At 72.0% G+C, this 17,927-nt stretch carries 16 protein-coding genes and 1 pseudogene; 8 read left to right on the forward strand and 9 right to left on the reverse strand.

The genetic code is table 11. The features are described from left to right. Window positions 1–22 precede the first annotated feature (22 nt). From DQ392_RS28685 to panB, 3 genes are all read right to left on the reverse strand, one after another. Entirely contained in the window at window positions 23–904 is an 882-nt protein-coding gene (locus DQ392_RS28685; protein ID WP_181856610.1) for an ABC transporter permease, read from the reverse strand. Continuing rightward, window positions 901–1,902, reverse strand: a complete 1,002-nt coding sequence (locus DQ392_RS28690) for an ATP-binding cassette domain-containing protein (RefSeq protein WP_114018556.1) — start codon at window positions 1,900–1,902, stop codon at window positions 901–903. The genes DQ392_RS28685 and DQ392_RS28690 overlap by 4 nt, the downstream gene beginning before the upstream one ends. Before the next feature lie 132 nt (window positions 1,903–2,034). After that, complete coding sequence (panB, locus tag DQ392_RS28695; RefSeq protein ID WP_114018557.1) at window positions 2,035–2,862, reverse strand: 3-methyl-2-oxobutanoate hydroxymethyltransferase; 828 nt, start codon at window positions 2,860–2,862, stop codon at window positions 2,035–2,037. A 426-nt stretch (window positions 2,863–3,288) separates the two neighbouring features. On the opposite strand from panB, the gene DQ392_RS28700 reads away from it, so the two are divergent. Beyond that, window positions 3,289–4,347: an endonuclease/exonuclease/phosphatase family protein gene (locus DQ392_RS28700; protein WP_114018558.1), complete on the forward strand. Its 1,059-nt coding sequence runs from the start codon at window positions 3,289–3,291 to the stop codon at window positions 4,345–4,347. A 232-nt stretch (window positions 4,348–4,579) separates the two neighbouring features. Further along, on the forward strand, window positions 4,580–5,779 hold the full coding sequence (locus DQ392_RS28705; protein ID WP_114018559.1) for an MFS transporter: 1,200 nt from the start codon (window positions 4,580–4,582) through the stop codon (window positions 5,777–5,779). 118 nt (window positions 5,780–5,897) lie between these two features. Here the strand turns inward: DQ392_RS28705 and DQ392_RS28710 are convergent, their stop codons facing one another. From DQ392_RS28710 to DQ392_RS28720, 3 genes are all read right to left on the reverse strand, one after another. Next, window positions 5,898–7,649 carry an NAD+ synthase gene (locus tag DQ392_RS28710; RefSeq protein ID WP_114018560.1) on the reverse strand — a complete coding sequence of 584 codons (1,752 nt, stop codon included), beginning with the start codon at window positions 7,647–7,649 and terminating at the stop codon, window positions 5,898–5,900. A 74-nt stretch (window positions 7,650–7,723) separates the two neighbouring features. Next, entirely contained in the window at window positions 7,724–9,340 is a 1,617-nt protein-coding gene (locus DQ392_RS28715) for a multicopper oxidase family protein (protein ID WP_114018561.1), read from the reverse strand. Window positions 9,341–9,479: 139 nt separating this feature from the next. Continuing rightward, window positions 9,480–10,046, reverse strand: a complete 567-nt coding sequence (locus DQ392_RS28720) for a hypothetical protein (RefSeq protein WP_114018688.1) — start codon at window positions 10,044–10,046, stop codon at window positions 9,480–9,482. Between the two features lie 143 nt (window positions 10,047–10,189). On the opposite strand from DQ392_RS28720, the gene DQ392_RS28725 reads away from it, so the two are divergent. Continuing rightward, a complete protein-coding gene (locus DQ392_RS28725; RefSeq protein ID WP_245982064.1) occupies window positions 10,190–11,281 on the forward strand; it encodes a helix-turn-helix transcriptional regulator in 1,092 nt (363 codons plus the stop codon). A gap of 227 nt (window positions 11,282–11,508) precedes the next feature. Further along, complete coding sequence (locus tag DQ392_RS28730; RefSeq protein ID WP_114018562.1) at window positions 11,509–12,723, forward strand: S8 family peptidase; 1,215 nt, start codon at window positions 11,509–11,511, stop codon at window positions 12,721–12,723. Window positions 12,724–13,181: 458 nt separating this feature from the next. On the opposite strand, the gene DQ392_RS28735 is transcribed toward DQ392_RS28730, so the two are convergent. Next, window positions 13,182–14,234 carry a helix-turn-helix transcriptional regulator gene (locus tag DQ392_RS28735; protein WP_114018563.1) on the reverse strand — a complete coding sequence of 351 codons (1,053 nt, stop codon included), beginning with the start codon at window positions 14,232–14,234 and terminating at the stop codon, window positions 13,182–13,184. Between the two features lie 101 nt (window positions 14,235–14,335). On the opposite strand from DQ392_RS28735, the gene DQ392_RS28740 reads away from it, so the two are divergent. Beyond that, window positions 14,336–14,734, forward strand: a complete 399-nt coding sequence (locus DQ392_RS28740; RefSeq protein ID WP_114018564.1) for a VOC family protein — start codon at window positions 14,336–14,338, stop codon at window positions 14,732–14,734. 22 nt (window positions 14,735–14,756) lie between these two features. Here the strand turns inward: DQ392_RS28740 and DQ392_RS28745 are convergent, their stop codons facing one another. Continuing rightward, window positions 14,757–15,704 (reverse strand): aldo/keto reductase, encoded by a 948-nt coding sequence (locus tag DQ392_RS28745; RefSeq protein WP_114018565.1) that lies wholly within the window; start codon window positions 15,702–15,704, stop codon window positions 14,757–14,759. 82 nt (window positions 15,705–15,786) lie between these two features. Here DQ392_RS28745 and DQ392_RS28750 point away from each other — a divergent pair, with 82 nt between their 5' ends. Continuing rightward, entirely contained in the window at window positions 15,787–16,386 is a 600-nt protein-coding gene (locus DQ392_RS28750; protein ID WP_114018566.1) for a TetR/AcrR family transcriptional regulator, read from the forward strand. Window positions 16,387–16,567: 181 nt separating this feature from the next. Here DQ392_RS28750 and DQ392_RS28755 read toward each other — a convergent pair whose 3' ends face one another. Further along, entirely contained in the window at window positions 16,568–16,759 is a 192-nt protein-coding gene (locus tag DQ392_RS28755) for a hypothetical protein (RefSeq protein WP_114018567.1), read from the reverse strand. A 275-nt stretch (window positions 16,760–17,034) separates the two neighbouring features. On the opposite strand from DQ392_RS28755, the gene DQ392_RS28760 reads away from it, so the two are divergent. Beyond that, a complete protein-coding gene (locus DQ392_RS28760; RefSeq protein ID WP_342774983.1) occupies window positions 17,035–17,823 on the forward strand; it encodes a DUF5753 domain-containing protein in 789 nt (262 codons plus the stop codon). After that, window positions 17,783–17,911, forward strand: a pseudogene (locus DQ392_RS35540) (DUF397 domain-containing protein); the annotation flags it as partial. The gene DQ392_RS28760 and the pseudogene DQ392_RS35540, both read left to right, overlap by 41 nt. Window positions 17,912–17,927 lie beyond the last annotated feature (16 nt).

Below are 17,927 nucleotides of genomic sequence, written 5' to 3' on the forward strand. Positions count from 1 at the left end.
GAGGAGGCCGCCAGGCACCGCCTCAGACCTTCTTCCGGAACTTCGCGATGGCGAACGGCGCCGTGACGAGGGTCAGGCCCACCGACCAGATCACCGTCCACATCACGGGGCCGGCCACCGCGCCTTGGCCCAGCATCAGCCCGCGGGCGGAGTCGGCGACATGTGTCAACGGGTTGACCTTGGTGAACGCCTCCAGCCAGCCGGGCATCGTGTCCGTCGAGACGAACACCGAGGAGCCGAACTGCAGCGGCATCAGCACCAGGAAGGAGATGCCCTGGACGGCCTGCGCCGTCTCCATCGACAGGCCGACCAGAATGAAGATCCACAGCAGGGACGCGCCGAACAGCGCCGTCAGGCCGACGGCTCCCAGCATCCCCAGCCAGTGGCCGTTCACTTCGAATCCGCACAGCAGGCCCACGGCCAGCAGCACGACGATGGCGACCAGCATGCGGCCGACCTCGACCAGCGACTTGGCTATCAGCACGGAGGAGCGGGCGATCGGCATGGACCGGAAGCGGTCCATCACGCCCTTGCGGAAGTCCTCGTTGATGCCGGTGCCCACCGCCATCGCGATGGACATGCTCATCATGCCCATCATGCCGGGGATCAGATACTGCACGTACTGGTGCCGGCTGGCGCCGCCGCCCCCGCCGCCGATCGCCCCGCCGAAGACGTAGACGAACAGCAGGGTGAAGACGATGGGCATCAGCAGGGCGTCCATCATCGACTCCGGGTCCTGCTTGATCTGCAGGGCGCACCGGCGCACGAGCGCGCCGATGTGCCGCAGATTGGCCCGCAGCCCGATCCGTCCGTCGTCCGCTCCCGGCTTCGCCGACGCCTGACCGGCGCCTGGCACGGGCGGGGTCTTCCCGGATTCGGGGGCCTTGATGGTGGCGGTACTCACGCCGCGACCTCCTCGAGTTCTTTCTCGTCGTCCTTGTGGGTGGCCTTCTGGCCGGTGAGCGCCAGGAACACCTCATCCAGGCTGGGCAGGTGGGTGGCGATGTCGGCGATCGCGAAACCGCGCGCCCCCAGCAGCCCCACCACGGCGGTCAGCTGTTCGTCGCTGACGATCGGGACGCTCACCACGCCCTGGGCCTCGTCGGCCGTGGCACCCGCCACCCCGTCCAGGCCCGCCTGCGCGAGGGCGCCGACCATCCGCGTCAGCTCGCCCGGGTCACCGGGGCGGATCTCCAGCGTGCGGCCGCCCACCTTCGCCTTCAGCTCGGGCACCCGGCCCTCGGCGATGACCCGGCCGCGGTCCACCACCGTCAGCTCGCTGGCGAGCTGCTCGGCCTCCTCCATGTACTGCGTCGTGAGCAGCACCGTGTTGCCCTCGGCCACGATGTTCTGCACCTCTTCCCACACCTCGTTACGGGTGCGCGGGTCGAGCCCGGTGGTGGGCTCGTCGAGGTAGAGCACCTTCGGCCGGCCGATCATGGATGCCGCCAGGTCGAGCCTGCGGCGCATGCCGCCGCTGTACTTGCTCGCCGGGCGCCGGGCCGCCTCGGTGAGGGAGAACCGCTCCAGCAGCTCGTCGGCGCGCGAGCGCGCCTCGGAGCGGGGCAGGTCGAGCAGGCGCCCGATCATGTAGAGGTTCTCCCAGCCCGACAGCTTCTCGTCCACCGAGGCGTACTGCCCGGTGAGGCCGATCGTGCGGCGCAGCTGGCGGGGCTGGCGCACCACGTCGTACCCCGCGACCATCGCCGTGCCGGCGTCCGGGTGCAGCAGCGTGGAGAGTATCCGCACCAGCGTCGTCTTGCCCGCCCCGTTCGGGCCGAGGACACCCATGACCGTGCCCTCGCGCACGTCGAGGTCGATGCCGTCGACGGCCTTCGTCTCACCGAAGTGCTTGACCAGGCCGCGGACCTCGACCGCGTTCGTCGTCTTCTCGCTCGTCATGTCCGTCAATGTGCCAGGTGCCACCGACAAACCACCGACACGCCGCCGACAGACCGGGGCCGCGGCGGTGTCGGTCCCCGCCCCTCCGCCACCGGGAGGCGGCGGAGGGGCAGAGGACGGCGGGGGAGAGGGTCACTCGTAGGAGTGCTCGGATGCCGGGAACGCCCCGGAGACGACGTCCTCGGCGTAGGCGCGCGCGGCGTCGGTGAGCGCGCCCCGCAGGTCGGCGTACCGCTGCACGAAGCGGGGCAGCTTGCCGGGTGTGAGACCGGCCATGTCGGTCCACACCAGGACCTGCGCGTCGCAGTCGGCCCCCGCGCCGATGCCGACGGTGGGCACCTGCAAGGCGCGGGTGACCTGCGCGGCGACGGACGCGGGCACCATCTCCAGGACGACGGCGAAGGCCCCGGCGTCCTGGGCGGCCTTGGCGTCGCGCATCAGCTGGTCCGCCGCCTCCTCGCCGCGGCCCTGCACCCGGTAGCCCATGGCGTGCACGGACTGGGGGGTCAGTCCGATGTGCGCCATCACGGGGATGCCGGAGCGCACCAGGAGCCCGATCTGGCCGGCGGAGCGCTCGCCGCCCTCCAGCTTCACGGCGCCGGCCCCGGCTTCCTTGACCAGCCGGGTGGCGCTGCGCAGGGCCTGGACCTCGCCTTCCTGGTACGAGCCGAACGGCAGGTCGGCGACGACGAGGGCCCGTCCTGTGCCGCGGACGACCGCGGCGGTCAGCAGGGTCATCTGGTCGAGGGTGACGGGGACGGTCGTCTCGTATCCGAGGTGGCAGTTGCCGGCCGAGTCGCCGACCAGCAGGACGGGGATGCCGGCCTCGTCGAGGACCGAGGCGGTCATCGCGTCGTACGCGGTGAGCATCGGCCACCTCTCGCCCCGCTCCTTGGCGAGTGCGAGGTCGCGTACGGTCACACGGCGGTTTCGGGTTCCCCCGTAGAGCGTCTGTGGCATGGCTCTGTCTCCTACTTTTGTCGTCTCGAAGCGCCCTGACGGCGTCTCCGGATCAGGGCCCATGCTGGCACGCACCCGCTGCACCCGGGTAGGGGGCGCCACCTCGGCCGACCCGGCGCTTCGGGCGTGTGCCCTCTGTGCGCGCGGCCGCGCGCCCTCTGCGTACGGGGCGTACGAGGCGCACGGGGCCTACGAGAGGTGTGGGACGCGTGTTGTGTCACAGCCGCGAAACCGCCTCGACCAGCCGGAACCCGGCAGGCCCCTCCCCTCGTCCTCTCACCAGATTCCCTACCCAACCCCTCCGGGTTCCGGGCGACCCCGCCGGTTGCGGACGAAAGCAGCAGTTGGACCGAAGCGTTCAACTGGTTGAGAACCGGCATCGCCTATCGTTCATCGGGCACCAGCACAGGCAAGTGAGGACGGCGGATGGCGCGCGCGTACACGGCGGAGGCCACGCACAGCGAAGACGGCGACCGGCGGGCGGGACTCTTCTCCCGGCTCGCACGGCGGCCGGGTGGCCGCCAGGGCCGGGCCTTCTCCGGCTGGTCGGGACCGGGCAAGTGGCGGCGCGGCTGGGTGCCGGCGGCGCTCGCGGTCGTCCTCGCCCTGGCGTTCCTCCTGCACGCGGAGATCCCCAACTCCATCGGCAACATCGGTTCGCTGTGGGAGACGTTCCTGCCCTGGGGCGGCCTGGGGATCGTGGTGCTGCTCGTCGCGGGGGTGCTGCGCCGGTCGGCCACCGCGCTGCTGGCCCTGGTGCTGCCCTCGCTCGTGTGGTTGAACCTGTTCGGCGGCGTCTTCAGCGACAAGTCGACCAGCGCGGCGGGTGATCTGACGGTCGTCACGCACAACGTCAACGCGGACAACCCCGATCCCCGGGGCACGGCCGGGAAGCTGGCCGCATCCGGCGCCGACGTCATCGCGCTGGAAGAGGTCTCGCGCACGCAGGCCGCCTCCTACGAGGAGGGCCTGGACAAGGCGTACCCGTACCACAAGCTCATGGGCACGGTCGGGATCTGGAGCAAGTACCCGCTGACCGGCGCCCGGTCCATCGACCTCAAGATGGGCTGGCCCCGCGCCATGCGCGCCACCGTCGAGACGCCCCGGGGGGATGTGGCCGTCTACGCCGCTCATCTGCCGTCCGTGCGGGTGCAGTTCCGCGCGGGCTTCACGGCCGGGCAGCGGGACGGCAGCGCCAACGCGCTCGGTGACGCACTCTCCGACGACCCGGCGGACAACGTGGTCCTCCTCGGCGATCTGAACGGCACCATGAACGACCGGGCGCTCGCCCCCATCACCTCGCAGCTGCGCTCCGCGCAGGGCGCGGCGGGCAACGGGTTCGGCTTCAGCTGGCCCGCCTCGTTCCCGATGGCGCGGATCGACCAGATCATGGTCAAGGGTCCGGACCCGGTCTCCGCGTGGACCCTGCCGTCCACCGGCAGTGATCACCTGCCGATCGCCGCGAAGCTGAGACTCACGGACTGAGCGCGGGCACGCACCCTGCGTGTCCGTCCGCTCACGACAGGGGCGTAAGGGCGCGTCACGCAGCCGGTTTCGCCTGCCCTTAACGTCGTGTTTTGCGCGGTGGAACATCTGGCTGCGAGACTTTGTTCTTCGGCAAAACATTCAGGGCGTCCCGGCGCTGCGCCGCCCTGCCCTTCCGCGCGTGCCCGCGCACCCCCTGATCGTTCCGTATCGCCCGAAAGGTTCTTACCGCATGCCTCTGGCTCTGCTCGCACTCGCTGTGGGCGCCTTCGGGATCGGCACCACCGAGTTCGTGATGATGGGCCTGCTGCCGAACGTCGCCGACGATCTCGGCACGTCCGTACCGACCGCCGGATACCTCGTCTCGGCCTACGCGCTCGGTGTCGTCCTCGGCGCCCCGCTGCTCACCGCCGTCGGCGCGCGCGTCCCGCGCAAGCTGATGCTGCTGCTGTTGATGGCGCTGTTCACGCTCGGTAACCTCGCCTCGGCGCTCGCGCCCGGGTTCGGCACCCTGCTGGCGGGGCGGGTGCTGGCCGGGCTGCCGCACGGCGCCTTCTTCGGCGTCGGCGCCGTGGTCGCCGCGCGTCTGGTGCGCGAGGGCCGGGCCGCCCGTGCCGTCGCCACGATGTTCCTGGGCCTGACCGTCGCCAACATCGTCGGCGTCCCCGGCGGTACCGCGCTGGGCCAGCAGCTGGGCTGGCGCGCCACCTTCGTGGTCGTCACCCTCATCGGCCTGGTCGCGATGGTCTCCCTCGCCCTGCTGGTGCCGCGCCTGCCCCTGGAGCACCAGGGCGGGGTCAGGCACGAGCTGCGCGCCCTGGGTAACCGCCAGGTCGTCCTGGGGCTGCTGACCGCCGTCTTCGGCTTCGGCGGCGTCTTCGCCGTCTACAGCTACCTCGCCTCGATGATGACGGAGGTCACGGGGCTGGCCGAGTCCTCCGTGACGTGGGTGCTCGCCCTCTTCGGCATCGGGATGACGCTCGGCACGCTCGTCGCGGGGCCGCTCACCGACCGGGCCCCGCGCCGCACCCTGTACGCGGCGCTCGGTCTGATGGCCGTCATCATGGTGGTCTTCCACTTCGCGGCACCCGTGAAGTGGGCGGCGCTGGTGCTGGTGGGGCTGCTGGGCGCCGTCGGCTTCCTGATCACCACGCCCGTCCAGATGCTGGTGATGCGTGCCGCCTCGAACGCGCCCACGCTGGCCTCGGCGTCGAACCACTCGGCGTTCAACCTCGCCAACGCGGGCGGTGCCTGGCTCGGCGGCGCGGTCATCGCGGCGGGCTGGGGCTGGATGTCGCCGACCCTCGTCGGCGCGGTCCTCGCACTGGCCGGTCTGGCCATCGCGCTCGTGGCGGGCACCGCGGCCCGCGGCGAGTCGCGGGTGGTGGCCCGTGCGGGCGAGCGCCCGGTCGAGGTCCACTCGGGCAGCTGAGGCGTGGAGGAGACGAACGTCCCGCCGCGTGCTCCCGCGGCGGGACGTTCGTGCGCGTCGGTGACGTGCGGTGACGGATGTGCTGTGACGGACGTGCGTGCAACGCCGTCGTCCCCCCTCAGCCCTCCCGCCAGCCGTTCGTGATCGGCAGGCGGCGGTCCTTGCCGAAGCCCTTGGGGGAGATCTTGGTGCCCGGCGGGTACTGGCGCCGTTTGTACTCCGCGCGATCGGTCATCCGCAGCACACGGCGTACCGTCTCCGGGTCGAAGCCCGCCTCGACGATGTCGGCCGCGCCCTGGTCCCCGTCGACGTACCGCTTCAGGATGCCGTCGAGCACCTCGTAGTCGGGCAGCGAGTCCGTGTCGACCTGGCCGGGCGCCAGCTCCGCGCTGGGCGGCTTGGTGATGGAGCGCTCGGGGATGGGCGGGGTGCGGCCGTGCTCCCCGGCCGCGCGGTTGCGCCACTCGGCCAGGCGGAAGACGTTCGTCTTGTAGACGTCCTTGATGGGCCCGTAGGCACCCACCGCGTCCCCGTACAGCGTCGAGTAGCCCACCGCGAGCTCCGACTTGTTGCCCGGCGCCAGCACGATGTGGCCCTCCTGGTTGGAGAGCGCCATCAGCAGGGTGCCGCGCAGCCGGGCCTGAAGGTTCTCCTCGGCGACGCCGGTCAGCTCCAGGGAGCCCATGTACGCGGCGAACATCGGCTCGATCTCGACCGTGCGGAAGTTGCACCCGGTGCGCTCGGCCAGCTCGGCGGCGTCCTCCTTGGAGTGCTCGGAGGAGTAGCGCGAGGGCATGGCGACGCAGTGGACGTTCTCGGCGCCGACCGCGTCGCAGGCGAGGGCGGCGGTCAGCGCGGAGTCGATGCCGCCGGACAGCCCGATCAGCACCGAGCTGAAGCCGTTCTTGGCGGCGTAGGCGCGCAGGCCGACGACGAGTGCCGTGTAGATCTCCTCGTCGTCCTCCATGCGCGGCGCCTCGCTGCCGGTGGCCTGTGGCTCGTACGGGGCGAGCGGCTCGGCGCTCAGTACCCGGTGCTCGACGCGCAGCCCGTCGTCCACGGTCCCCGAGGGCGGCGTGGCGGCGGCAGCGGGCAGGTCCAGGTCGAGGACGACGCAGCACTGCTCGAACTGGGGCGCCCGGGCGAGGACGCGGCCGCCCGCGTCGACCACGATCGAGTCGCCGTCGAAGACCAGCTCGTCCTGGCCGCCGGTCTTCGCCAGGTAGGCCGTGGTGCAGCCCGCCTCCTGCGCGCGCTTGCGGACCAGCTCCAGGCGGGTGTCGTCCTTGTCCCGCTCGTACGGCGAGGCGTTGACGGACAGCAGCAGCCCGGCGCCCGCACCGCGTGCGGCCGGTACCCTGCCGCCCTCCTGCCACAGGTCCTCGCAGATGGCGAGGGCCACGTCGACGCCGTGGACGCGGATGACGGGCATCGTGTCGCCTGGCACGAAATAGCGGAACTCGTCGAAGACGCCGTAGTTGGGCAGGTGGTGCTTGGCGAACGTCAGCACGATCTCGCCGCGGTGCAGCACCGCCGCCGCGTTCTGCGGCGCCCCGGCGGGCTGCCCGTAGCGGGGCCTGTCCTGTGCGCAGCGGTCGAGGTAGCCGACGACGACCGGCACCTCGCCCAGGCCCTCGTCGGCCAGCCGCCTGGCGAGGTCCCGCACCGCGGTGCGGGACGCCTCGACGAACGACCGGCGCAGCGCCAGGTCCTCGACCGGATAGCCGGTCAGCATCATCTCCGGGAAGGCCACCAGGTGGGCGCCCTGCTCGACGGAGTGCCGGGTCCAGCGGAGGACGGCCGCGGCGTTGCCCTCCAGGTCGCCGACGGTGGAGTCGATCTGATTCAGCGCGAGACGTAGTTGAGCCACGGGCCCGAGTGTAATCGTCGGGCTGACGTTTAGGGGCGGGCCCCCGGCCGGTGTCCGGTGCCCGCCCCACGTGCTCACTTGCGGTAGCCGAGCACTGTCATCATGCCCGCCTCACCGTGGTAGACGTTGTGGCAGTGGACCATCCACAGCCCGGGGTTGTCGGCGTCGAAGTCCACCTCCAGCGTCCTGCCGGGGAGCACGATCGAGGTGTCCTTGCGCGGCCCGCCGTCCGGGAGGGCGAACGTGTGGCCGTGCAGGTGCATGGGGTGCCACATCTGCGTCCTGTTCACGAAGCGCAGCCGGACACGCTCGCCCGCCGTGACGGGGTAGCGCTGCTTCGGGTCGTACTTCTTGCCGTTGAGGCCCCAGTCGTACCGCGCCATGGAACCCGTCAGCTCCAGCGTGACCGTGCGGTCCGGCTTGCCGGCCTTCAGGCGGACCGCTCCTTCGGCCCGCAGCTTGCCGGCGGTCAGCAGGGTGCCGTCCAGTTCCGCGGGGCGCGCCCTCGGTGACGGCGCGGCGCCCCCGCCGGTGCGCAGCAGCGCCCGGGCCTGCTCCTTCTTGCCCTCGGCCAGCGCCGTCAGTGGGAAGACACCGTCCTTGACGGTGACGAGCACGTCGTAGCGCTCGCCCATGCCCAGCAGCAGCGCGTCCGTGGCGGCGTGCTCGACCGGGTAGCCGTCCGTGTGGGTGACGGTCATGCGGTGACCGCCGAGCGCGACGCGGAAGGCGGTGTCGCCGCCGGCGTTGACCAGCCGGATCCGCACCCGGTCGCCCGGCCGGGCCCGGAAGGTCTCCGGATCCCGCGAGGTGCGGCCGTTGACCAGGTGGTACGGGTACTTCACGTCGCCCGCGTCGCCGCCCAGCAGCTCACTCGTGGCCCCCCTCATCATCCGCGAGGGCCCCTTCTCTGGCTGCTTCGCCGGGCGGGAGCCACCGCTCATCCCGTGCATGCCGTGCCCGCCGGACGCGTCCCCGCCGCCCCCGCCGTCCTTGCCGTGACCGCCGCCCTCGTCCATGCCGCCGTGATCCATGCCCTTGCTCAGCTCGGCCAGGACGCCGTCCGGCGTGGAGCCCTCGACACCGTCCACCCAGTCGTCGAGGACGACCACCCACTCCTTGTCGTACTCCAACGGCTCCTTCGGGTCCTCCACGATCAGCGGCGCGTACAGCCCCCGGTCCTGCTGGACGCCCGAGTGCGGATGGAACCAGTACGTACCCGGGTGGGCTACGGCGAAGCGGTAGGTGAAGTCGGCGCCCGGCTCGATCTCCCGCTGGGTGAGCGCGGGGACCCCGTCCATGTCGTTGCGCAGCGCCAGTCCGTGCCAGTGCAGGGACGTCGCCTCCGGCAGGTGGTTGGCGAGCGTCAGCGCGAGCGTGTCGCCCGCGGTGATCCGCACCTCCTTACCCGGCGCCCGGTCGCCGTACGCCCAGGTGGGGACGGTTTTGCCGGCGCCCAGCTCCAGGTGGGTGCGGGTGGCGGTGAGCCGCACCTTCTCGGTGCGGCCCGTGCTGTTCTTGAGCCGCTCGGCCTCTGCGGTGCGTACCTCGGCGCCGTCGGGCTCGACGTAGCGGCGCCCGCCGCCCGCGCTGTCGGTGCTCCGGGCGTCGGAACAGGCCGCCAGCAGACCGCCGGCGGCCAGGGCCGCACCGGTGCCGAGCACGGTGCGACGGGTGGGAAGGGAGCGCATGGGGATACCTCACGTGGTCGTCTCCTGATGTCGTACCTGGGCACACGCACGCCCGCGCGCGGCTTCCGCGCGCGTCAGGGGCCCCGACGGGCGGCCGGTGGCTTCCCCTCAGGGTGTACGGGCGGGCGTGCGGGCCCTGTCAGGTCCGCAGGATCGACAACCGCGCGAGACGGACGGCGGTTCTGGGCGGCGGCAGCGGCCACAGGGCGGGCAGCAGCCGGGTGCGGTACGCGGCTGCGAGGTCCGCCCCGCGCCGACGCGGCACCAGCGCCACGAGCAGGCCCAGCAGCGCGACGGCCGACCACACACCCAGCACGGCGAGACACACGGAGGCGGGGTCCATCCCGGTGCCGTGACCGTCACCGTGACCGGTGCCTTGCTCTCCCGGCTGGGGCGGCGCGGCGTACGTGGCGTGGTCGACGGACGAGTCATGAGCGCCACCCACGCCACCCACGCCGGGTTCGGTCTGGGCGGAGGACAGGGCGTCGGCGGCGGGCACGGTGGGTGCCTCGGCCGGTGCCATCAGGGCCACGTCGCCGCTGAGTGCCATGGAGGCCGCCGGTGCGGCCGGTGCTGCCGACGCCGGCTCGGACGAGGGGTGGCCCAGCGTGTGCATGGTGACCAGGCCCAGGAGCAGGGCGGCGAGCAGCAGCGCGCGGGCGCACCACGGGGTGCGGGAGTGGCGCGTGGACTGCTCCGTCGGCATGGCCTCCACCCTAGCCGCATGCCCTGGCGGGGTATGCGCACACTCCCCGTGGCCGGTTTCCACAGGGTTCCTGTGTGTTTGGCGCGGTGCTGGCGGGGTTCGGTCATTGACGTGAACTCGCCACCGAGCTGAGGATGCCCAGCATGTTGGAGGCTCTGGATCTCGACCCGGTCGAGCAGCAGGTCTACGAGGCGCTGGTGGACGGCGCCGTGACCGTCGGCGAACTGCGCACCGCCGCCGGGCTGAGCGCCGCCCGCGTCCGTGCGGCGCTCACCGCGCTGGAGAAGCTCAACCTGGTCGGACGGTTCGCCGCCGACCGGGGCCAGGGCGAGGCGCGCTACCTTCCGGTGGCGCCCGAGATCGCCTTCGAGTCGCTGCTGCTCGCCCGCGAGGAGGAGATCCACAGGACCCGCCGCCACATCCAGCACCTGGCGGCGCGGTTCCGGGCCAACGCGCCGGGCCGCGACCCCCTGGACCTGGTGGAGATCGTCACAGGGCGGGCGGCCGTCATCCGCCAGGTCGACCAGCTCCAGCGCAGCGCGCGCACCCAGATACGGGGCATCGACCGGCCGCCGTACGCCAACAGCGATCCGGACCGCCTCGATCCGAAGACCGGCATGATGCCGGTGCAGGCGCAGATGCTGCGCCGTGGCGTCGGCTACCGCGTCATCTACGACACCGACGGGCTGGCCGCCTCCCACCGGTTCGAGGGGGACATCGGTGCGGCGGCCCGGCTGGGGGAGGACGCCCGCGTGATGGCCGACACCCCGACGAAGATGCTGATCGCGGACGACCACATCGCGCTGATCCCGCTGCGGGCCGCGCCGCACGAGTTGGCCAGCAGCGTCGTCGTCCACCCCTCAGGGCTGCTGGAGGTGCTGTGCGAGTTCTTCGAGGTGCTGTGGGGCAGAGCGCTGCCGATCTCGGAGTACCTGGCCGGGCGGCGCCCCGGCGCGCCCGACGGGCCGAGCCACGAGGAGGCCAGGCTGCTGGCGCTGCTGACGACGGGCATGACCGACCAGGTGATGGCGCGTCAGCTCGGCATCAGCTACCGCACCTTCCAGCGGCGGCTGCACGGGCTGATGGAACGGCTGGGCGCCACGACCCGTTTCCAGCTCGGTATGCGCGCGGCGAGCCTCGGCTGGGTGCCGCAGGCGCCGGGCGCGGCCGGCCGCGGCGAGGCGGGCGCCGCGCACGAGCCGGCTCCCGAGCCGACCCACGGGCCGGTCCACTGAGCGGTTCCGCGCGGCGGCGCTGGGCGGCGAGGAGTCAGCGCCGGTAAACGTGCGCCGGGGGAAGGGTGTGCGCCGGCTGACCGAGCCGCGAAGAATGACCGCCCGTACGGCAATTGACCCTTCGTCGGTCCGGGCAAGCCACCTCTTGTCCTGCCAATGACAATGCGCTTAGCGTGCCGAACGCGCACCCCACAGGCGCACCCCCCACACGAGGAGGAACCCTCCCCATGGCAGTGACGCGCAAGAAGGTTGCTCTCGGCATATCCGCGGCGGTCGCGGCCGCCGCCATCGGTACCGTCACGGCGCTTCCCGCCAGCGCGGCCCCGGAGGCACCGGCCACCGGAACGGTCGTGGGCGCCAAGTCGGCACACGCCGTCAAGGGCAGCTACATCGTCACAATGAAGAAGTCGGCGGTCAGCACCAAGTCCGCCGCCGCCAAGGGCAAGACGGTCATCGCCGACCACGGCGGCAAGGTCCGCAGAACCTTCACCAAGGCCCTCAACGGCTACTCGGCGAAGATGTCCGCGAGCGAGGCCAAGGAGCTGGCCGCGGACCCGGCGGTCGACAAGGTCTTCGCCAACCAGAAGCACACCGTCAGCGCCGAGCAGGCCAACCCGCCCAACTGGGGCCTGGACCGCATCGACACGCCCGAGCTGAACCTCGACGACAAGTACGTCTACCCGGACAGCGCCGGCGAGGGCGTGACCGCCTACATCATCGACACCGGTGTGCGCACCACGCACAAGGACTTCGGCGGCCGCGCCAGCAGCGGCTTCGACGCGGTCGACGGTGACGACGACGCCTCCGACGGCAACGGCCACGGCACGCACGTCGCCAGCACGGTGGCGGGCGAGGCACACGGCGTCGCCAAGAAGGCCGACGTGGTGGCCGTCCGCGTGCTGGACGACAACGGCTCGGGCACCACCGAGCAGGTCGTCTCCGGTATCGACTGGGTGACCAAGAACGCCAAGGCCCCCTCGGTGGCCAACATGTCGCTGGGCGGCGGCGCCGACGAGGCGCTCGACACGGCGGTGCAGAACTCCATCAAGGCGGGCGTCACCTTCGCGGTGGCCGCCGGCAACGAGTCCTCGGACGCGGGCAACAACTCGCCCGCCCGGGTGCCCGAGGCCATCACCGTCGGTGCCACCGACAACAAGGACGCGCAGGCCGACTTCTCCAACTACGGCAAGGTCGTCGACCTGTACGCGCCCGGCGTGGACATCACCGCCGCCTGGAACACCGGTGACGACGCCACCGACACCATCTCCGGCACCTCCATGGCCTCCCCGCACGTCGCGGGCGCCGCGGCGGTCTACCTGTCCGGACACAAGGACGCCACCCCGGAGGCCGTCTCCAAGGGACTGACGGACGGTGCCGCCAAGGACGTCGTCGGCAACCCGGGCGAGGGCTCGCCCAACCTGCTCCTCAACGTCGTCGAGTGACACCCGAGTGACACCCTCCACCCAGTTCGCTGGGTAACCCCCCACCTTCCGCGGCCCGGTGTGCCCCACACACACCGGGCCGCGGTCGTGCGCGCGGACGACGCCTACCGGCCGGGCGAAGGAGAACTCACGGAGCGCCTCCGCGCGTCTCAGCTCCAGGACCTGCTGCCCCTGATCGCCGCCTGCCTGGAGAAGGACCCCGCCCTGCGGCCCGCCCTGTCGGCGGTGCGGGCCCTCGACCCGCACGGCGAGCTGTCCTGGGCGGCGCTCTCCACGGTCCGCGACAGGTCCTGCGAGCAGGACGAGGACTGGCACCTCGCCCCACCCGGCCCCGCATCCCCGCCCGGCGACGCGTCCCCCGCCCCGTCGCCCCCGGGGCGCGACGAGCCGCCCGCCTCTGCCGCCTCGCGGGGCGGTGACCGGACGCGGCGAGCCGGTGGGGCGCGTAGCCCGGGGGTTCAGGTGCCGGTCCCGTCGCTCCCGTCGGCGGTGGCGTGCTCGTCGAGGCGACGGGCCAGCGCGTGTACCAGGTCGCGCAGTGCGGCGGGTCGTTCGATGACGAACGGGCGGTCCACGGCGGCGAGTACGGCCGGGATCCACTCCAGCCGCTCGGCGTTCAGCCGGACCTCGACCCACCCGGCCCCGGCGCTGTCCTCCCGGGCGCCGTCGTCCGCCTCCTCGGGCGCGGCGGAGGCCGCCCCGGCCCCGGCCGGGGACAAGGTGGCGAGCCCGGCGGGCAGCTGGCGGCGGATGTGCGCGACGTCGGCGCGGATGCGCAGGACCACCTCGTGGGCCCAGGGCGTGCGCGCGATGCCGTCCAGCACGGTGGCCACCGGGTCGAAACCCGCCGGGATCTCGAACGAGCCGGACTGCACGGACAGGGCGGTGATCCGGTCCAGCCGGAAGGTGCGTACCTCGCCGTCCCCGGCGGCCCGGTCGGCGGCGGTCAGATACCAGCGCCCGGAATGCGCCACGAGACCGTAAGGCAGCACCGTGCGGTCGCTGACGCGGCCCCTGCGGTCGCTGTAGGTGAGTGCCACGGGGTGCTGGTGGCGTGCGGCTCCGGCGAGTTCGAGCAGCACGCCCGCTTCCGGAGGGGCGGCCGCACGGGGCGGCCCGGTGAAACCGACGGTCTCCAGCAGCGCCTCCAGCCGCTGGGCCAGGCGCCCCGGCAGAACGCGGCGCAGTTTCGCGGCGGCGCTCTCACCCGCCGCCACGTCCCTGGCGGACAGCCCGGTCCTGCGGCCCGCCAGGAGACCCAGCAGAACAGCGAGGGCCTCCTCCTCGGTGAACATCAGCGGCGGCAGCCGGTAGCCGGGCGCGAGCCGGTAGCCGCCGTGGCGGCCGCGCACCGCGTCGACGGGCACGCCCAGGTCCAGCAGGTGGCCGACGTAGCGGCGGACGGTGCGCTCGTCCACGCCGAGGCGGGCGGCCAGGTCGGGGACGGTGCGCAGGCCGCCGCCCTGGAGGATCTCCAGCAGAGCGAGCACCCGGGCGGTCGAGGTGGGCATCGGAGAATTGTCCCGCGGATACCGGGCGGATCCTGCCCGGTATCGCCTCTAGCGTGCGAGAGACCCCGCACCCGGGGCCCGCTTTCCGAAAGGCCACCGTCATGAACTGCGTCTCCATCCGGATGATCACCGACGACGTCGCTCGCCTCGTCACCTTCTACGAGCAGGTCACCCGGGTCGCGGCGAGGTGGGCGACGCCCGACTTCGCCGAGCTGGTGACACCGTCCTGCACGCTCGCGCTCGCGAGCAGCCGCACCCTGGCACTGTTCGGCGACGACTGTGCCCGCCCCGCCGCCAACCACTCGGTGATCGTCGAGTTCCGCGTCGACGACGCCGACGCGGAGTACCAGCGCGTGTCCTCGCTGGACTGCGCGGTCGTCCAGGCGCCGACGACGATGCCGTGGGGCAACCGCTCCCTCCTCTTCCGCGACCCGGACGGCAACCTCGTCAACTTCTTCACGCCCGTCACCGAGGAGGCGCTGCGGCGGCAGGAGCGCTGAGGCCGCGGGGGGCCGGGGCCTCTCACTCGAAGGTGGGCTCTCCCGACCGGGTCGGGACGGCGTCCAGCGCGGCGAGTGTCGCGTCGTCGAGGGCGAGCGCGCCCGCGGCGACGTTCGCCTCCAGGTGTGCGGCATCGGCCGTGCCCGGGATGAGCAGCACGTTCGGCGCGTGGTGGAGCAGCCAGGCCAGCCCGATCTGCGAGGGGGCGGCTCCCAGGGACTCCGCAGCGGCGAGGACCGCGGGCTCGTCGGTCGCCTTCGGCATGCCGGGGAACGCGCTGCCGAGCGGGAAGTACGGCACCCAGGCGATGTTCTCGTCGAGGCAGATCCTGAGCATCTCCTCGTCGCCGCGGGACACGAGGCTGTAGCTGTTCTGCACGCACACGGGGCCGACCGGGAGCGCCCGGCGCAGCTCGTCGGGGCCGACGTTGCTGACCCCGAGCTTGTCGATCTTGCCCTCGTCGCGCAGGGCGGTCAGTACGGCGAGCTGGTCGTCGATGTCGACGAGCTGCTCGCCCTCGGCGCGCAGCCCCGGACCGGTCTCCGCGCGGCGCAGGTTGACCACGGGAAGCTGCTCCAGGCGGAGGGCGGCGAGGTTGGCCTCCACCTCGGCCCGCAGCTCCTCGGGCCGCTGCGCCAGCCGCAGCGGAAAGCGGCCGCCGGGGTCGGAGGTGGCGCCGACCTTGGTGACGACGAGGACGCCGTCCTCGGGGCGGAACGCCTCGCGGATGACGCCGTTGACGAAGCCGTCGCCGTAGAACTGGGCGGTGTCGACGTGGTCCACGCCCAGCTCGACGGCGCGGCGCAGGACCGCAACGGCCGAGGCGCGGTCGCCGTTCAGGCGTTCGAGCTGCATGGCGCCGTAGCCGACGCGGGAGACGGTACGGCCGGCGAGTCGGCCCGGCCCTCCGGCGCGGGGGACGCCGGTGGCCGTGGTGTGGTCGGACGAAGGGGTCGGAGAGGTCGTCATGAGGTGCCGCTCCCGTGAGACGATGGAGTAAGCGGAGGGGTCTCCGCTTATCGACCGTAACACTACCGGAGGGTCCTCCGTTTTGAACGCGCCCGAGCCGCCTCCCGGCCCCGCGTCCGGTCGCCCCGCACGCGCCGACGCGCGGCGCAACCGCGAGAAACTCCTCACCGCGGCGCGCACCGTGTTCGCCACTGCGGAGGGCGCCGTCCCGCTCGACGCCGTCGCCCGCGAGGCGGGCGTCGGCATCGGCACGCTCTACCGCCACTTCCCCACCCGCGAAGCGCTCGTGGAGGCGGTCTACGCCGCCGAGTTGGACGGTGTCGTCACCGCCGTCCCCGCGCTGCTCGCCGAGCTGCCCCCCGAGGCGGCGCTGCGCGCCTGGCTCGACCGCTACGCCGCGTTCGTCGCCGCCAAACGCGGCCTCCTCGACACCCTCCGCGCCGGCTGGGCCTCGGGCAGCATCGCCACCCCCGACACGCGGGGGCGCCTCACCGAGGCGGTCGCGGCCGTCCTGGAGGCCGGAGCGCGGACGGGCTCACTCCGTGGCGACGTCGACCCGGACGACGTCCTCACTCTGCTGCTGGGCCTCTTCCACGCCACCCCCGCGGGTGGCGCTCCGCGCCGGATCGGCCCCCTGCTCGACCTCATCGTCGACGCGCTCCGCCCCCGGCCCGGCGGCTGAGCCTGTGGCCGTCCGGCCCGGGACGCGGCGCAGTTGGTCTCCGTACCGGTAGACGACGATGGGCGGGGCCCCCTCGTCCAGCATGAGGCGGTGGATGAACGGGGCAGGCCCCGTCACCTGGATGATCGTCCCCGTCTTCCCGGTCTTCCGGTCCTGGGCGACCTCACCCACGGCCCACACCTCACAGCCCCCGCAGGTGCCGGCGCCCCTCGGCGGGTGCCTCCGGCGCGTGGGTTCGACGCAGGTGTGCGCCGAAGAGGGCTTCGAGGTCCGCGCGGGGCCGCGGGTCGCCCGCCGCGCGGTTGATCATCGTGCGATACCACGCGCAGTCCTCGCAGGGGCGTGCCGCGCCCCCGCCTTCCGAATGCTCCATCGTTCCCACCCGCTGGTCGAGTTGGTGACTCACTGTGGTGAGAACAACACGTGGAGGGCTACGATGACGCGGTATAAGTGCCATTCTTTATGGCTTCGGCCCGAAGGTGGCAGGCCTCGCCTCTAGTTGGAGCTGGTCAGCATGGCTCTGCCGCGCAAAGGCTTAGCGCACATCAATATCCCCCCGGGACTCGGAGCCGACATCCAGCGAGTTCGGAGAGCTCGGGGATCTCACAGACGGCTTTCGCTTCCGCCACCGGCTATACGCAGAGCTACGTGAGCCAGGTCGAGGCGGGAAAGATCTTGCCCTCCATGAGATTCGCTGAGGCGTGCGATCACGTCTTCGGCACGGGGGACTTGTTCGTCCGCCAGCTCCGACGGGTGGTCGAGGGTGAGTACCCGGAGTGGTTCGCTCCGTACATCGACGCTGAGCGTAGAGCGACCGACATCCGTGATTTCTCGACGGTTCTCGTCATGGGACTGCTTCAGACCGAGAGGTACGCACGGGCGGTCCTCGGCGGGGGGCGTTTGGCTACGTCAGGGCTCGACCTCGACGCAGCGGTGATGAGTCGCTTGCGGCGGCGGGAGGTCCTTGAGCAGGCGGATCCACCGCACGTGTGGGTTGTGCTGCACGAGGCGTGCTTGTGGGCGGAAGTGGGCTCAGCGCACATCATGGTGGAGCAGTTGGGCTTTCTCCTCCATGCGATGAAGCACTACCCAATGCTCACGCTCCAAGTACGGCCTCTCGGTGCAGAGGGCGTGTCGGTGACTGCTCCGTTCACGTTGTTGAACTTCTCCGGCGGGAAGACGGCTGTGTACGTTGAAGGGCCGCAGGGAGGGCAGCCGTACGAGACGCCGGAAACCGTCACCAAAGTCGCTGGTCTCTATGATCAGTTGAGGGCTTGCTCACTGGGTCCGCAAGCCTCGGAGGCCCTAATCAGCGACGTGAGGAGCGCACATGAGCGCAATGTGGATCAGGTCCACCTACAGCGACAGCCAAGGGGGCCAGTGCGTCGAGTGGGCCCCGGGTCTCACGTCAGGCGCGGGCGACGTCCCCGTGCGTGACAGCAAGGACACAGGCCGCGCCACGTTGACGTTTTCACTTGCCGCGTGGGCAGCCTTCGTAGAGGACGTGAAGCGCGACGAGCGCTGACTTCCATACGCCGATG

Source organism: Streptomyces reniochalinae, assembly GCF_003323735.1.
Taxonomy (GTDB): domain Bacteria; phylum Actinomycetota; class Actinomycetes; order Streptomycetales; family Streptomycetaceae; genus Streptomyces; species Streptomyces reniochalinae.

Bases quoted from the DNA above. Each gene is read 5' to 3' on its own strand.
- DQ392_RS28705 (WP_114018559.1), top strand. From the start codon at position 4,580: ATGCCTCTGGCTCTGCTCGCACTCGCTGTGGGCGCCTTCGGGATCGGC.
- panB (WP_114018557.1), bottom strand. From the start codon at position 2,862: ATGCCACAGACGCTCTACGGGGGAACCCGAAACCGCCGTGTGACCGTA.
- DQ392_RS28700 (WP_114018558.1), top strand. From the start codon at position 3,289: ATGGCGCGCGCGTACACGGCGGAGGCCACGCACAGCGAAGACGGCGAC.
- DQ392_RS28755 (WP_114018567.1), bottom strand. From the start codon at position 16,759: ATGGAGCATTCGGAAGGCGGGGGCGCGGCACGCCCCTGCGAGGACTGC.
- DQ392_RS28715 (WP_114018561.1), bottom strand. From the start codon at position 9,340: ATGCGCTCCCTTCCCACCCGTCGCACCGTGCTCGGCACCGGTGCGGCC.
- DQ392_RS28730 (WP_114018562.1), top strand. From the start codon at position 11,509: ATGGCAGTGACGCGCAAGAAGGTTGCTCTCGGCATATCCGCGGCGGTC.
- DQ392_RS28720 (WP_114018688.1), bottom strand. From the start codon at position 10,046: ATGCCGACGGAGCAGTCCACGCGCCACTCCCGCACCCCGTGGTGCGCC.
- DQ392_RS28735 (WP_114018563.1), bottom strand. From the start codon at position 14,234: ATGCCCACCTCGACCGCCCGGGTGCTCGCTCTGCTGGAGATCCTCCAG.
- DQ392_RS28745 (WP_114018565.1), bottom strand. From the start codon at position 15,704: ATGACGACCTCTCCGACCCCTTCGTCCGACCACACCACGGCCACCGGC.
- DQ392_RS28690 (WP_114018556.1), bottom strand. From the start codon at position 1,902: ATGACGAGCGAGAAGACGACGAACGCGGTCGAGGTCCGCGGCCTGGTC.
- DQ392_RS28725 (WP_245982064.1), top strand. From the start codon at position 10,190: ATGTTGGAGGCTCTGGATCTCGACCCGGTCGAGCAGCAGGTCTACGAG.
- DQ392_RS28740 (WP_114018564.1), top strand. From the start codon at position 14,336: ATGAACTGCGTCTCCATCCGGATGATCACCGACGACGTCGCTCGCCTC.